13 protein-coding genes are annotated in these 14,956 nt (G+C 71.2%); 12 read left to right on the forward strand and 1 reads right to left on the reverse strand.

Annotated elements, in window-relative coordinates:
• Positions 1–12 precede the first annotated feature (12 nt).
• The 12 genes from J2S58_RS01665 to J2S58_RS01720 all read left to right on the forward strand — a co-directional run bounded on the left by J2S58_RS01665 (position 13) and on the right by J2S58_RS01720 (position 13,530).
• Positions 13–771, forward strand: a complete 759-nt coding sequence (locus tag J2S58_RS01665) for a ferritin-like domain-containing protein (RefSeq protein WP_205255277.1) — start codon at positions 13–15, stop codon at positions 769–771.
• A gap of 251 nt (positions 772–1,022) precedes the next feature.
• The gene (locus tag J2S58_RS01670; protein WP_205255278.1) at positions 1,023–2,588 is read left to right on the forward strand and encodes a Na+/H+ antiporter; all 1,566 of its coding nucleotides are present in this window, start codon (positions 1,023–1,025) and stop codon (positions 2,586–2,588) included.
• A gap of 77 nt (positions 2,589–2,665) precedes the next feature.
• Positions 2,666–4,012: a DUF2254 domain-containing protein gene (locus J2S58_RS01675; protein ID WP_205255279.1), complete on the forward strand. Its 1,347-nt coding sequence runs from the start codon at positions 2,666–2,668 to the stop codon at positions 4,010–4,012.
• Positions 4,013–4,416: 404 nt separating this feature from the next.
• Positions 4,417–5,418 (forward strand): mechanosensitive ion channel family protein, encoded by a 1,002-nt coding sequence (locus J2S58_RS01680; RefSeq protein ID WP_205255280.1) that lies wholly within the window; start codon positions 4,417–4,419, stop codon positions 5,416–5,418.
• Between the two features lie 54 nt (positions 5,419–5,472).
• On the forward strand, positions 5,473–5,796 hold the full coding sequence (locus J2S58_RS01685) for an NADH-quinone oxidoreductase subunit A (RefSeq protein ID WP_344469972.1): 324 nt from the start codon (positions 5,473–5,475) through the stop codon (positions 5,794–5,796).
• Complete coding sequence (locus tag J2S58_RS01690; RefSeq protein WP_205255282.1) at positions 5,787–6,914, forward strand: hypothetical protein; 1,128 nt, start codon at positions 5,787–5,789, stop codon at positions 6,912–6,914. The genes J2S58_RS01685 and J2S58_RS01690 overlap by 10 nt, the downstream gene beginning before the upstream one ends.
• On the forward strand, positions 6,907–7,860 hold the full coding sequence (locus J2S58_RS01695) for an NADH-quinone oxidoreductase subunit H (protein ID WP_205255283.1): 954 nt from the start codon (positions 6,907–6,909) through the stop codon (positions 7,858–7,860). The genes J2S58_RS01690 and J2S58_RS01695 overlap by 8 nt, the downstream gene beginning before the upstream one ends.
• Positions 7,857–8,411, forward strand: coding sequence for an NADH-quinone oxidoreductase subunit J (locus tag J2S58_RS01700; RefSeq protein ID WP_205255284.1), 555 nt, complete (start codon positions 7,857–7,859; stop codon positions 8,409–8,411). The genes J2S58_RS01695 and J2S58_RS01700 overlap by 4 nt, the downstream gene beginning before the upstream one ends.
• On the forward strand, positions 8,408–8,710 hold the full coding sequence (locus J2S58_RS01705) for an NADH-quinone oxidoreductase subunit NuoK (protein WP_205255285.1): 303 nt from the start codon (positions 8,408–8,410) through the stop codon (positions 8,708–8,710). The genes J2S58_RS01700 and J2S58_RS01705 overlap by 4 nt, the downstream gene beginning before the upstream one ends.
• Positions 8,707–10,632 carry a proton-conducting transporter transmembrane domain-containing protein gene (locus tag J2S58_RS01710; protein WP_205255286.1) on the forward strand — a complete coding sequence of 642 codons (1,926 nt, stop codon included), beginning with the start codon at positions 8,707–8,709 and terminating at the stop codon, positions 10,630–10,632. Before J2S58_RS01705 ends, J2S58_RS01710 begins: the two co-directional genes overlap by 4 nt.
• The gene (locus J2S58_RS01715) at positions 10,632–12,119 is read left to right on the forward strand and encodes a complex I subunit 4 family protein (protein WP_205255287.1); all 1,488 of its coding nucleotides are present in this window, start codon (positions 10,632–10,634) and stop codon (positions 12,117–12,119) included. The genes J2S58_RS01710 and J2S58_RS01715 overlap by 1 nt, the downstream gene beginning before the upstream one ends.
• A 25-nt stretch (positions 12,120–12,144) precedes the next feature.
• Entirely contained in the window at positions 12,145–13,530 is a 1,386-nt protein-coding gene (locus tag J2S58_RS01720) for an NADH-quinone oxidoreductase subunit N (RefSeq protein ID WP_205255288.1), read from the forward strand.
• A 109-nt stretch (positions 13,531–13,639) separates the two neighbouring features.
• Here J2S58_RS01720 and J2S58_RS01725 read toward each other — a convergent pair whose 3' ends face one another.
• The gene (locus tag J2S58_RS01725) at positions 13,640–14,599 is read right to left on the reverse strand and encodes an ROK family protein (RefSeq protein ID WP_205255289.1); all 960 of its coding nucleotides are present in this window, start codon (positions 14,597–14,599) and stop codon (positions 13,640–13,642) included.
• Positions 14,600–14,956: the final 357 nt, after the last annotated feature.

Genomic DNA, 14,956 nt, shown 5'->3' on the forward strand with positions numbered 1-14,956 from the left:
GAGAAGATCATCATGAGCAAGCGTGCAGAGTTCGTGCGGGGCGAGATGGCGTCGGTTCCGGCGTCGGTGGCGCTGGGGGCGTTGAACAACCGGTGGGCCTACGCGGCGCCGGGTGATTTCGCGACCGACATCGATGTCCTGAACTACGCGTTGACGCTGGAGTACCTGGAGGCGGCGTTCTACGTGCAGGGCAACAAGGCCGGTCTGGTCTCGGGTGTGGAGGCCGATTACCTCAAGCAGATCCAGGCTGATGAGGAGTACCACGTCACGGCGTTGACGGACACCATCAAGTCTCTGGGCGGGACGCCGGTGTCGGCTCCGGGTGTGGACTTCGGCGGGGCGTTCGATTCCCGGACCTCGTATCTGACGACGTCGGTGACGTTCGAGAACGTGGGTGTGGGTGCGTATCTGGGGGCGGCCGGGTTCATCAAGGACAAGGCGATCCTGCAGGCTGCGGCGGGGATCTTCGGGGTCGAGGCGCGGCATGCCGCGGTCGTCGCGGTGTTGTTGGGTCTGCCTGCTGAGGGTGGGGTCTACAAGGGTGCGTACGAGACGCCGATCGACAAGGCCACCGTGCTGGCCGCGGTGACCCCGTTCCTGACGCAGGTCTCCACCGTTCCCGCCGGCGGCATGGCCACCGGTGGCGGCGGGACGACCACGTCGGACAACTCGGGCCTGCTGGCCGTCGGCGGCGCTGCCGTCCTCGGGCTGGCCGGCGCGGCTGTCTACGCGTCGCACAAGCGGTCCGAGGTGGACGCGGACGTTTCCTGACCCATCGGTGGCCCGGGGCCGTGCGGCCCCGGGCCACCGGACCGTCCTGATCACGGCGGCGACCCCACGTGGGGTCGCCGCCGTTTTCCTGTTGCGGGACGCCGGGTCTTCCGGGCCCCTGTGTCGTCCGTCCCGGCCCGACATGACCGGTCGACATCGGGGAACCTGTCCCAGGTGAACCCATTCCCGCCCGTGACAGATGCCGACGCCCCCCTGCCCGTGTGCTGCTCCGGACACCGCAGGATGAACGGATGAATGCCGTCGCCCTGTTGGGGCTCCTCGTGCTCGGCGTGGTGGTCCTGACCCCGGTCGCCGACCGGGTAGGCGTGCCACAGCCGGTCCTGCTGACCGTCTACGGGTTGGTGCTGGGTGTTCTCCCCTTCGTCCCGGCACCCGAGCTGAATCCCGAGTTGATCCTGCCGCTGGTCCTGCCGCCACTGCTCTTCGCCGCGACGCAGAGCACGTCGGTCCGGGAACTGCGGGCGGCGGTGCGGCCGATCCTGGGACTGGCCGTCGGGCTCACCCTGCTCACGGCGACGGTGGTGGCGGTGGTCGGCCACGCACTCGGGCTGCCCTGGGCGGTCGCCGCGGTGCTGGGCGCGGTGGTCTCACCGCCGGACCCGGTCGCCGCCAGTGCGGTCGCCAGCAGAGTGCACCTGCCGCAGCGGTTGGTCACCCTCCTGGAGGGGGAAGGACAGTTCAACGACGCGACGGCACTGGTCATCTACCAGTTGTCGGTGACCGCCGTGCTCGTGGGTGGGGTGACCGTCGGCCAGATCGGCCTCGGGCTGGTCGTCGCCGTGGTCGGCGGTGCCCTCCTCGGTCTGGCCGGGGGATGGTTGACCCGCCGGGCCCTGGGCCTGCTGCACGACGCGGCGACCGAGACCACCGTGACCCTGGCCGTCCCCTTCGGTCTGTACCTGCTGGCCGAGGCCGTGGGTGCCTCGGGTGTGCTGGCGGTTCTGGTGGCCGGATTGTTCCTGCGGGTGAAGCTCTCCCGAGAGGTGACGTCGGCAGGCTGGGTGTTGGGCCGCTCGGTGTGGCAGTACGTCGAGTTCGCCCTGAGCGGGCTCCTGTTCGCCTTCCTGGGGCTGGAACTCACCGACGTGCTCGGGAGCACAGCCCTGCTGGACGACATGCAGACGCTGAAGGTGGCCGGGGCGGTGATCGCGGTCCTGGTGATCCTGCGGGCCGCAGCGATGTTCACCGCGTCGGCAGTGGTCGGTCGACGGGCACGACGGGCCGGGTCGGCCACCCCGTACGGCTGGCGGGAATCGGCGGTGGCCTCCTGGGCGGGCATGCGCGGGGTGGTGACCGTGGCCACGGCACTCGCCCTGCCGGAGGTCGTCCGGGGCGGCGGCCCGTTCCCGGCCCGGGAGGAGGTCGTCCTGGTCTCCCTGCTGGTCGTCCTGGTCACCCTCGTCCTCCAGGGGTTGACGCTCACGCCCCTGGTCAAGGGTCTCGGCGTGGCCGAGGAGGTCGATGTGCGCTCGGACACCCGACGACTGCACCGCGAGGTCGCCGAGGCGGCACTGGACCACCTACGCGGGGTCGAGGACGTCGATCCGGACGTCCTGGCCGCGGTGGTCCAGCAGTACGAGAACCGGCTGCATTACCGCCGGCAGGTCGAGGATCTGGTCGAGGGGGACATGGGCGGCGCCGACGCCGGGCCGCGGCTACGGGAGGTGCTGACCGCGGCGACCGAGGTGGAACGCGAAGCCGTGTTGCAGGCCCGTCAACGGGGAGAGGTCAGCCCCGCCGCGGCGGAGGACGTCCTGTTCGACGTCGAGGCCCGGGCGCTGCGCTACCGCTCCTGAGTCGGGTCCACCCTTCATGCCGCGGCCTCCTAGAGTGGGCCACCCGGGCGATCGGCGCCCGCGAGGGAGTCTGTCGAATGAGCATGCGCAGTCGAGCGGCCGACGCGGCCGACGCGTTCCGGACCCAGCTGTGGCCGGTCCCCGTCCTCGCCATCCTGGTCGCCCTGGTTGCCGGTGTCCTGCTTCCCCAGCTCGACACGGCCATCGACGACCACCTCTCCGAGGTGGTGTCCTCCTACCTCTTCGGCGGTGGGGCGTCCGCCGCCCGGACCGTCCTGGACGCCATCGCCAGTTCGCTCATCACCGTGACGTCGCTGACCTTCTCGCTCACGGTGGTCACCCTCCAGTTGGCGAGCGGTCAGTTCTCACCCCGCCTTCTGCGGACGTTCACCCGCGACCGGTTCGTGCACGTGACCCTCGGATTGTTCCTGGCCACCTTCGTGTACGCGTTGACCGTCCTGCGGACGGTCCGGAGCCCGGATGAACAGCAGGAGCAGTTCGTCCCGCAGGTGTCGGTCACCCTCGCCTTCGCGTTGGCCGTCGCGAGTGTGGTGACCCTGGTGCTCTTCCTCGCCCACCTGGCTCGGGAGATCCGGGTCGAGACGATGGTGCGCAGTGTCCATCGCGACGCCAGTTCGACCGTCAGCCGACTCCTCACCGAACCCTGGGACACTGCCGCCGAGGATCTGCCGTCGCCGCCACCGTGGGCCGCCCTGGTGGTCGCGCAGCAGTCCGGATTTCTGACCTCGGTGGACATGCAGGGCCTGACCGATGCGGTGACCGAACAGGACGGTCTGGTCCGCATCGACCAACTGCCCGGCGGATTCGTCGTCCGGGGAACACCGCTGGGGTGCTGCTGGGTGAGGTCCGGCTCGGACACCACCTCGGTACCGGACGACCTGGTGGAGTGCGTGGGCCGGTTCCTGACCATCGGGGTCGAGCGGACCGACACCCAGGACTTCGCCTTCGGTCTGCGGCAGTTGACGGACGTCGCGGCGAAAGCGCTCTCGCCCGGTGTCAACGACCCCACCACCGCCATCCACGCGCTGGGTCACACCTCGGCCCTGCTGTGCGAGATCGCCGGTCGGGACCTGTCCGACCAGGTCCACCGGGACGAGGAGGGCGTGGTGCGTGTCATCCGCCGCCGACCGACCTTCGACTCTCTCCTGGACGAAGCGGTCGCCCAGCCCCGGCGCTACGGCGCCGCCGACCCGGCCGTGCTGACCCGCATCATGGCCCTGCTGCGGGAGGTCGCGTGGTCGGCCCGGACTCCCGACCACGGCCGGTCGGTGAGCCGTCAGCTGGATCGCCTGCGCGGGACGATCGCCTCCGCCGACTTCGACCGCACCGAGACCGACGAGCTCGGTCGGGAAGCCCGCGCCGTCACCGCCGCTCTCGAGGGACGGTGGCCCTTCGGTCGCTGACGCCCGGGGACCGCGGCACCGGAACGTTCCTGTTCCCGTGTCGGCACAGTCGCGGCGATCCCCGGGGGTACGGTTCGCCGGAGCCTCCAGCAGCAGGGGCACGACAGTGGACGGACGCGCGCGGTCGTTCTCGGGCGGATCCCTCGGTCTGATGATCCCCGGGTGTCCGGACCATCCTCGCGAGCACCGGTCGGGAGGGATCCGGGTCGGCGATCCACGGGTCGTCACACGCGAGTGGGTCGGTGAAGGATGGGGGACTCCCCGAGTCGGCGGCGCAGACGTCCCTGCAGCCGGCACCGGTCCTCCCCAAGGGCAGTGATGAGCCCACGGCGGAGTTTCCAGGATGCCCACCGCCCGGCGGGTTCGAAAGGGCCGCCGGTCCACCGATGGCGAGGAGATCGACGATGGCTTCGGACTGGACACTGCTCTCCTCGGCACCCGACACCCAGGGACCTGTCGAGGTCTTCGGGGTCACGCTGGTCGGTATCAGCGTCACCACGGGCGTGAAGGTTCTCTTCACCCTGGTCCTGCTCGGGGTGGTCCTCCTCGTCCGGCAACTGATCCTGATGGCGCTCCGCCGGGTCCTGGGCGGGGAGGTCGCCGACCCGCGGCGCTTCTGGGCGCGGCAGGGGCTCCAACTGGTGGTCGCGGTGGTCCTGGTCATCGGGGTCATCTCGATCTGGGTCACCCCCGACACGGACATCACCACAGGGGTCGGTCTCATCAGTGCGGGCCTGGCCTTCGCCCTCCAGCAGGTGATCGTCTCGTTGGCCGCGTTCTTCGTCATCCTCCGCGGCGACACGTTCGCCATCGGCGACCGGATCACCCTGGGCGGAGTCCGCGGTGACGTCGTCAAACTCGGATTCCTGCGCACGACCATCATGGAGATGGGACAACCGCCCTCGGTCGCCGCCGCCGATCCCGCGGTCTGGGTGAACTCCCGGCAGTACACCGGCCGGTTGGTCACGGTCACCAACGGCGCCATCTTCAGTGACCCCGTGTACAACTACAGCCGCGATTTCCCGTACCTGTGGGAGGAGATCGTGCTGCCCATCTCCTACCGGGACGAGGCGGCCGTGGTCGAGTCGATCCTGATGTCCGCAGCGGCGGCACACGCCATCGTCGACGATCCGGCCGCCGAGCGGTCGTTGATGTCCATGCGCTCCCGGTACGCCATGTCCGACGCGTCGGTGGACCCGTCGGTGTACTGGCGGTTGACGGACAACTGGCTGGAGCTCTCCCTCCGGTTCCTCGTGCCCGTGCGCGGGGTCCGGGAGATCAAGGACCGGATGTCCCGGGACATCCTGCGTGGTCTGGACGACGCCGGCATCGCCATCGCCTCGGCCACCGTCGAGATCGTGGGGGTTCCGACGGTGAAGTTCCGGAGCGGCGGCGAGGGTGACTGAGGGCCGGCGCCCCGGGGGGCGGCGGTGACGTCGTTGTGGGGGCTGCCCACCGTGATCGCGGTCTTCGCTCTGGGCGTGCTCGCTCTGCGTCTGGCCCACCGCGCGCTGACCGTGCAGGACGCGCCGTCGACCGGCACCACCCCGTTCCTGTCGGGGTGGGCGCCCGCCGAACACGCCCTCTCCCGTTACCACGTCCGGTGGTACCCGGCCACGCTCCTGTTCCTGGCCTTCGACGTCGAGATGCTCTTCATGTATCCCTGGGCACTGGTCGTCCGCGAGGTCGGTACCTCGGCGGTGATCGAGATGTTCGCCTTCCTGGGTGTGCTCATGGTCGCTGTGCTCTGGGCCCGGCGGGAGGGGGCGCTGCGATGGGTCTGACATCGGCGGTCAGCCGTCTGGCCCGTCGGTCGGTGCACGTCCTCCCGGTGGAGGTGCCGGGCGGCTGGCGGGTGCGGGTGGGTGTGGAACAGGCGGCCCGGCAGCGGGGGTGGCGGTTGGCCTCCGGACCGGCCGACGCCGATGCCCTGGTGATCTGCGGGTCGCCGGACCGGTCGTGGGACGAGGTGCTCGAGCGGCTCTGGGGTCATCTCCCGGGACCGCGGGCCCGGGGCACGTTCACCCGGACCGATGAGGTGAGCGACGGTCTCGACCGCCTTGCCGAGGATCTCCAGGATCGGGACCGACAGATGCGCGACGCCGTGGATCGGGCCGCCGACCCCGCCCCGGTGACGGACGAACGGACCGACGGCCACCCGCACGGCGACGACACGGACATGAACAGCGACATGGACCCGGGCGACATGGACCCGGGCGCCATGGACATGGGCGACATGGACATGGCGCCCTCGGGTATTCCGCTGGCGACGGGCGGCAGTGACCGCGACGGACTGGAGATGGACGAGGTGCACGTGCCGCTCGGTCCGTGCCTGCGGCACTGGCCGCCGGGACTCGTCGTGCGGTGTGTCCTGCACGGGGATCTGGTGGTCGACGCGCAGGTCGAGCTGATGGCAGGAGCCACGGAAGGATGGGACGGGGCGGTGAACCCGGCGGAGGGTGCGGCCGGCTGGTGCGATGCTGCCGCGTCCACCCTCCGGTTGGCCGGAGCGCAGCTCGCTGCGGACCGGGCCGTACGGGTGAGGGACGCCCTCCTGGACCCGGCCCGCGCCGGGCAACCCGGGACAGCTGCCCTCCTCGTCCGGCTGGCCGCCGACGTCCGCGGGTCACGCCTGCTGCGGTGGTCGTTGGGCGGTCTCGGCGTCCGTCCGGGCGTCGGTCCCACCGGCGTGGACGGGGATGTCTTCGCGCGTCTGTGCGCCCAGTTCGACGCCGCCGCCGCCGCCCTGAGCGGTGGATCGGCCCCCCCGGTCGACGCGGGCCGCGCCGCCGCCGCCGCCCTGCCGGAGCTGCTCACCGGGAACGATCTGGCTGCTGCGAGACTCGTGGTGGCCAGCACGTGGCCCCCCGCCGTGGCCCGGACGGTGCCCGGTGATGCCTGACACCGCGGGTGACGACGGGCTGGGGCCGATCTGGGTGCTGCCCCTGGTGGTGGTGGCGATCCTGCTGGCTCTGGCTGCAGCCGGTCTGGACGGGGCCCTGCGAGCCCGCTCCTCCGGCCGTTCGGCGCTGTCCGGATCGGCGTCCCCGCTGGCGGAGGTCGCACGGCTGCTGGTCCAGCGGCGTCGCCGCACCCTGAATCGTGACCCCGTCCTGCATCAGGTCGGGATCCTGGGGCTCCCGCTGGTCGCGCTGCTCATGCTGACGGTGGTCCCGATCGGCGACCGTCCCGTTCTCGACCTGCCGGTGGGTGTCGTGTGGTTCAACGCGCTCGACGTCGTCGTCTGGGCGGTCGTCTGGTTGGCCGGCTGGGCCCCCAACAGCGACTTCGCCCTGATCGGCGGATACCGCTTCCTGGCGCTCGCGATGGCCTACGAGCTACCGCTCATGTTCGCGCTGACCGCGCCGGCGGTGGCGGCCGGGAGTCTGCGGCTGACCGGCGTCGTGGCGGCCCAGGGCGGCTGGTGGTTCGCCGTCTGGATGCCGGTGGCCTTCGCGGTGTACCTGCTGGGAGTGGCGGGGTTCGCCGTCTGGGGGCCCCTGTCCGCGCCGATGGGGGCCGATCTCGCCGGTGGCGTGCTGGTGGAGACGTCGGGACCGGACCGGCTGCTGCTTCTCGGGGGTCGCTACCTGCTGCTCGTCGCCGGGGCCGCGTTCGCGGTGCCGATGTTCCTCGGCGGCGGCGGCGGCCCGCTGCTGCCGGCCTGGCTGTGGGTGGTGGTCAAGACGGCTGCTGTGCTGGCCGCCCTCGTCCTCCTGCGCCGCCGCCTCCCCACGCTCCGTCCGGACCGGTTCCTGGAGGTCGGCTGGGTGGTCCTGCTCCCCGCCGCCCTGGTGCAGCTCCTGGTGGTGGCGATCGTGGTCGGGACGAGCGGAGGCGACTCATGACGGACGTGCTGTTCTGGTCGCTGTCGGTCGTCGCGGTCGTCGCGGGCGTGACGGTCTTCGTCGTCGATTCGATGGCGCGCGCCACCTACGCCCTGGCGGTGTCCTTCGTGGCGGTGGGCGCCACCCTGGTCCTGGTCGGGTCGGACTACCTCGGTGCGGTGACCGTTCTCATGATGGTGATGGAGATGGCCGTGATGGCGGTCTACATGGTCATGTTCATGGGGATGAATCCGGCTCTGATGCCGATGAGCATGGTCCACGACAAGCGCCTCGCGATCGCCGTCTCGGTCGCGGTGTTCGTCTTGCTGTCGGCCGGGGTACTGGCGGTGCCGTGGCCGTCCCGCCGGGGTGTGCCCGCGGTCGACCCGACCACCGAGCTGGGTCGCGACCTGATGGGCGACCACATGCTGGTCATGATGGGGGTCAGCGTGGTGATGGTGGCGACCATCGTGGCCGGACTGGTGCTGGCCCTGCATCGAGGCCGCTACCAGCGGTTCGGCGACGATCTGCGCACTCGATCCGGGCATCCCCGACACGGCGGTGGGCGATGACCCTGCAGACGGTGCTGCTGGTGGCTGCCGCCCTGTTCAGTGTCGGTCTCTACGGTGCGCTCTCCCAGCAGGTCCTGGTCATGATCATGATGGGTCTGGAGTTGATGATCAACGGGCTCCTGCTCGCCGCCGGGGCGTTCTGGTGGTTCCTGAATCCCACCCCGACCGGACAGGTGCTCCTGCTGGTGATCCTGGCGGCGATGACGGTCGAGATGGCGATGGGGTTCGCCGTCGCCACCCTGGTGCACCGCCACCGCCGCTCCGACATGACCGACGACGCCACCGAGTTGGCCGGGTGAACGCCGGGGTGGCGCTCTGGGCGCTGCTGGGGCTCCCCGCCGTGGTCGGTGCCCTGCTGTGCGTGGCCGGCCGGCGGTGGGACCGGTCTGCCGTGGCCGTGTCGCTGACCACCGCCGCCACCGGACTGGTGCTCGCCGTGATCGTGGCGATCACGCGTCCGGTGGTTCGGCATCCGTTCGTGGCCGGCGCCTCCTTCGAGGCGCGGGTCGACACGCTCGCCGCCCTCACGGTGCCGACCGTGGCCGCGGTGACCCTCCTGGTTCTCGTCTTCGCCGCCGGGGAGGGGATCACGCCGAGGCCGCGGTTCCACGGTCTGATGCTGATGTTCTCGTCCTCGGTGGCGATCACCGCCACGGCGATGACGCTGCCCGCCCTGTTGGTGGGCTGGGAGATCATGGGCGCCGCCTCCTACGCCCTGATCGGGTTCCACTGGCGTGAGGAGTCCCGGGTGGACTCCGGTCTGACGGCCTTCCTGACCACCCGGGCGGCCGATCTGGGGCTGTACCTGGCGGCGGCCGCAGCCTTGGCCGGCGGGAGCGGTCTCGGCCTGGCCGCACTGCCCGGGGCCACTCCGGGGTGGCGGGACGTCGCCGCGGCCGGCCTCCTGGTCGCCGCCGCGGGAAAGGCGGCCCAGCTGCCCTTCTCGTTCTGGTTGTCCCGGGCCATGGAGGGCCCGAGCCCGGTCAGTGCTCTGCTCCATTCGGCGGCGATGGTCGCGATGGGGGGCTATCTGCTCCTGCGCGTGGCGCCGTTGCTGCACGCCACGGGCTGGGCAGCGCACACAGCCGCGTGGCTGGGCGCCGCGACCGCCGTCGGAATGGGTCTGGTGGCGGTTGCGCAGCGCGATCTGAAACAGCTGCTGGCCGCATCGACCGCAGCTCAGCTCGGGTTCGTGGTGATGGCGGCGGGACTGGGGGCGGTGTCCGGCGGGATCAGCCAGCTGATCGCCCATGCCGCGACGAAGGCCGCGCTCTTCCTGGCCGCAGGTGCCTGGTTGTCCGCTCTGGGAACCAAGCAGCTGTCATCACTGCAGGGAGTGGCGCGTCGCTGGCCCGTCGTCGGGATCGCCGCAGGCGTGGCCGCGCTCGGCCTGGCCGGTCTCCCGCCGCTGGCCCTGTGGGCCGCGAAGGACGCGGTGCTGGCCTCAGCACGGCAGCAGTCGCTCCCGCTCTACACGGTCGGGTTGATCGGCGCGGCACTGGCCGCGGTCTACGCCACCAGAATCGTCGTCGTCCTCTGGCGACGACCGCCGCCGGGTCCGGCAGCGGGATGGGACGAGGAGCGCCCCGGTACCAGACACATCGGACGAGCCGAGCGGATCCCCGTGATCGTGCTCGCCGCAGCCGCTGTCGTCCTCGTGTTCCTCGCCCTGCCGCCGGTGGCCTCGGCGGTGCGGAGCGCCCTGGACGCCGGAGGGAGCCCGGCGCCGGGCCTCTCGGAATGGCTCGTCTCGGGCGTCATCGCGGTGGTGGTCGCGGCAGCGGTGGTCAGATGGGGGCCGCCGCGGTGGCGCTGGGCGGCCGGCTGGTGGGGTCTGCAGCGTGTGGTCGACCGCCTTGTCACCGTCCCCGTCCTGCACGGAGCCACTCGGCTCGCCCGATTCGACGATCACGTGGTGGACAGGGGCCTGATGACGGTGGCGACCCGATCGATGAGGGCCGGACGGGCGTCGGCGGGCTGGGACGACCGCGTCGTGGACGGCGGTGTGCACGACACGGTGCGGGTCACCCTGGCCGCTGCCGCGGCGGCCGTGGTGATCGACGCGCGGGGCGTGGACGCCTCTGTCGAGGCCACCGCCCGGACGGTCCGCCGTCTGGGGTCCCTGTCCCGGCGCCCGCAGACCGGTCAGGTGCACCAGTACCTGCTGATGATGGTCGTGCTGCTCGTCCTGGGCGCCGGTCTCCTGGTGGTGGTGGGTTGATGCTCAGCGCCATCGTCTTCCTCCCCCTGCTGGTCGCGGCGGTCCTGGCGGTGGCACCCGTCTCCGGGTCGGTGGCCCGGAATGCGTGGGTCGCCGTCACCCTCGTCGAAGTGGGCCTGGTCGTCGTCCTGTGGGCCGTCTACCGGACCCCGCCGACGGGGCAGGCGGCCTTCGCCGAGCGGGTCGACTGGATCCCCGCCGCCGGCACCGCCTACGCCGTCGGTGTCGACGGGCTCTCCCTTCCCCTGCTCGCCCTGACGGCGATCGTCTTCGCGGCCTGCGCCGTCGCCTCGCGGCGCAGCACACCGCGCCCCCGAACGCAGGCAGCGCTGTTCCTCTTCCTCCAGACCAGCTGCCTGGGTGTCTTCGCCGCACAGGACCTGATCGTCTTCTTCGTCTTCTTCGACCTGTCGATCGTCGGCATGTACTTCCTCATCTCCGGATGGGGGCATGCCGGGGCGGCACGGGCGGCCCTGAAGTTCTTCCTGTACACCTTCGTGGGGTCCATCGCCCTGCTCGCCGGTTTCATCGGGCTCTTCGCAGGTTCGTCCCCCCACACGTTCGACATGGCGGCGCTCGCGGCTGATCCCCCTCTGCAGGACCGGCCTGTCGCCGGCGGGCTGGTGCTCGCGGCGGTCCTCGTCGGACTGGCCATCAAGACCCCCACCATCCCCTTCCACACCTGGTTGCCCCCGGCGCACACCGAGGCCTCGGCCACCGGGTCCGCGGTGCTGGCCGGGATCCTGCTCAAGATGGGGACCTACGGATTCCTGCGCATCGCGATGCCGCTGCTCCCGGCCGCATGGCGTTCGTTCGCCTGGGTGATCCTGGCCGTGGGGGTGATCTCGGTGCTCTACGGCGCCATGGTCGCCCTGGGTCAGGCGGACTTCAAGCGCATGGTCGCCTACACCTCGGTCAACCACATGGGCTACGTCGTCATCGCCGTCGGGGCCGCCGGACTGATCGGTGCCGACCAGGAACAGGCCCGGCAGATTGCGGTGACCGGAGCGGTGGTCCAGATGGTCAGCCACGGTCTGATCACCGGCGCGTTGTTCCTCCTCACGGGACCGATGTGGGAACGCACCCAGACCTACCGGATGGCGGACTACGGCGGCCTCGCCGGGCCGGCCCCGCGGTTCACCGGGCTGCTCGCGGTCGGCGCGTTCGCCTCGCTCGGGCTGCCTGCCTTCTCCGGATTCGTCGCCGAGTTCCAGATCTTCGCCGGGTCCATCGCCCTGAGCCCGGTCGTCGCCGTGGCGTTGCCGGGCATCGTCATCACCGCTGCCCTGTGGTTGCGCGCACTGCAGCGGATCACCCTGGGGGAGACCCGCGGTGTCTCGGTCGGATTCCCCGATCTGACGGTGCGGGAGATGCTGCCGGTCACGGTGCTGCTGGGGCTGTCGCTCGTTCTCGGGATCGCCCCGGGTGTGCTGCAGGACGTGGTCGTCCCCGCCGCGGACAGCATCGTCCGGGCGGTCGTGCGGTGAACGGCCCCCGGCGTCCGGAGGGTCCATGACGTCCCTGAGTCCCGCTGTCCTGCTCCCCGAGCTGGTGCTCGTCGCCGGTGCCCTGGCGTGCCTCATCGGGGGGTCGTTCCTGCGTCGGACCCAGCAGTGGATGGCCCGCATCGGGGCTGTCGTCGCCCTGGCGGGCAGCATGGCGGCCGCCGGTGTCGCCCTGGCCGGCCCCGAACAGGTTGCGTTCGGCGGCAGCTACCGGACGGACCTGACGACCGGGATCGTCCGCCTCGCCGTCGCCGGGGCGACCCTCCTGGTCATCTGGCTCGGCTCGGACGAGCTGGCCGGGAGCGATCGGGAGAGCGAGACCTACACCTTGCTCCTGCTGGCCGCCACGGGCTCCATGATCCTGGGTGGGACCCAGGATCTGCTCGTCCTGGCGGTGGGTTTCCTGATCACCGGGATTCCGCTCTACGGCCTCATCGGGCTGGCCCGGGACAGGCTCAGCGCCGAGGCGACCCTGAAGACCTACCTCATCGGCGCCCTCGCAGGCATCGTGATGCTGCTCGGGATCGTCCTGCTCGCCGGTCTCACCGGCACCAGCTCCTATTCGGCCCTGACGGACCGGTTGCCGGAGGCGCCGGCCGCGGTGGTGATCCTCGGCGCCGTCGCCGTCCTCGTCGGTCTGCTCTTCGAGGCCGGTGCGGTACCCGGACACTTCTGGGTGCCGGACGCCACCCAGGCCTCGTCGCACACCGCCGCGGCCTTCCTCACCACGGTGCCGAAGATCGGTGCCGTGGTCGCCGTGGCGAGGGTGGTGGACGTGCTCCCGGCGGCCGCGCACCCGACGGTGCTGGTCGGCGCGGTGGCGGTGGTGACGATGACGTGGGGCAACCTGGCCGCCTACCCGCAGACCGACGCCCGTCGGCTGCTGGGGTGGTCGACCGTCAGCCAGGTCGGGTATCTCCTCGTGGCCGCCGCCCTCGGTCTCACGACCGGTGGTCCGGCGCTGCTGTTCTACCTGATCGGTTATCCGGTCACGAACCTGGCGGCTTTCGCGGTGGTGGCGGCCGAGCCCGCCCGACGAACCCTCGCCGATCACCTCGGAATGTCCCGGACCCGCCCGGTGCTGGCCGGGTGCCTCCTGATCGCGCTCCTGGGCCTGGTGGGTACCCCACCGACCGCGATCTTCGTCGGGAAGCTGCTCGTGGCGTCCGCGGCGGCCGCCGGGGGAGCGGCGTGGCTGACGGTGATCCTGTTGGTCAACACGCTGATCAGCCTCTTCTACTACCTGCGGTGGCTGATCCTGGTCTTCCGGTCAGCACCCGACGATCCGGGAACAGCCCTCGTTCGCCGGCCCTGGGCGACGGGTGCCGCGGTCGTCGCGGCAGCTGCGTCGGTCGTGGTCGGACTGGCCGCCGGATCGTTGCTCCCCGGATGATCCGGAGGTGCCGGGGGAGCAGCCTCTCCGGGCGGTGGGGCCCGGCGGACAGCCGGCTCGGAAACCCTGCGCGGGCCCTCGCGGGCCCGCCCCCCGCCGACAGCCGCCCTCAGTGTCCGATGACCGATGCCCGGGCCAGTGCCGCTGCTCCGACGACCCCCGCGTCGTCACCGAGTGTGGAGACGACGAACTGCAGATCAGGGTGCGGCTGCAGCACCCAGGGTCTGGTGGCCGAACCGATCCGGTCGGCCAGCGGTTGACCCAACTTCTCGGCCAGGCCCCCGCCGATCACCACCAGCTCGAGATCGAGCAGGTTCAGACAGGAGCCGACGGCCAGACCGATGCCGGCGACGGCGGCGTCGATCAGTTCGTGCGCCATCTCGTCCCCCTCGTCCAGGGCGCGAGCCCACACCTTGGACGTCAGCCGGGGCTTTCCCTCGTCCTGCTGGATGTCGAACAGACTGGTCGACCGACCGGCTTCCACCAGCGCAGACGCGATCCTGGCCATGGATCGCCGACCGGCGTACGCCTCGACGCACCCACGACGTCCGCAGCTGCACAGCGCACCGTCCGCGCGGATGATCACATGGCCCAGCTCGCCCGCTGCGCCGCGGGCACCGTGGTAGGGCCGCCCGTCGAGAATGAGTCCACCCCCGATGCCGGTGCCCATCCAGACCCCCAGGGCGTTGGTTGCCCCCTTGGCCGCCCCGTCCAACCACTCCCCGAGGAGTCCCACGTCCGCGTCGTTGCCCAGGGCGACCGGGACTCCCAGGCGATCGGCCAGCTCGGAGTCCACAGCGACGTGTTCGTGCCAGTTCTCCAGGTTGGGCACGGTCAGGACCCGACCGTCGTGCACGACGCCGGGAATTCCCACCCCGACCGCAGCGGGCTCCGCGCCCATCGACCGCACGAGATCTGCGATCGCGGTGAGGACCTCCTCCGGGCCCCCGTCCGGCGTGGCCACCTTGCCCCGGGCGCGCACCTCGTGCCCGTCACCCACCAGGCCGACCTCGATGTTCGTCCCACCGACGTCGACCCCGGCGACCAGCAGCTCCTCGGTTCCGCTCATCGTCTCGGCACACAGTTCTCGCTCGGCATCATGGTTCCTGTCTCCTGTTCTGATTCCCTCGATCCCCAGCCCGTCGGGCCTTCGGGTGCGAGCCGATCCCTCCGTCACCGTCGGCCCCGTGATCGGTACTGCCGCGCGGGCCACCGCGAGCATGGCCCCAGGATGCTCGGCACTCCACCACCCACCGCGGTGGCCCAGCTCGATGGTCGGGTTCGTCTCCAGGATGTACCCCCGGAACTCAGCGACGAACCGGGCGGCTCGCTCGAGGTGGCCACCGTCCGACGCGACAGAGCAGCGCCGAGCGAAGAGGAGAGCCCCGGATGCGCCGGTCGGCGGCGGTCACCCCCCGACCCGTCG

The organism is Nakamurella flavida, from assembly GCF_030811475.1.
In the GTDB taxonomy this organism is placed as follows: domain Bacteria; phylum Actinomycetota; class Actinomycetes; order Mycobacteriales; family Nakamurellaceae; genus Nakamurella; species Nakamurella flavida.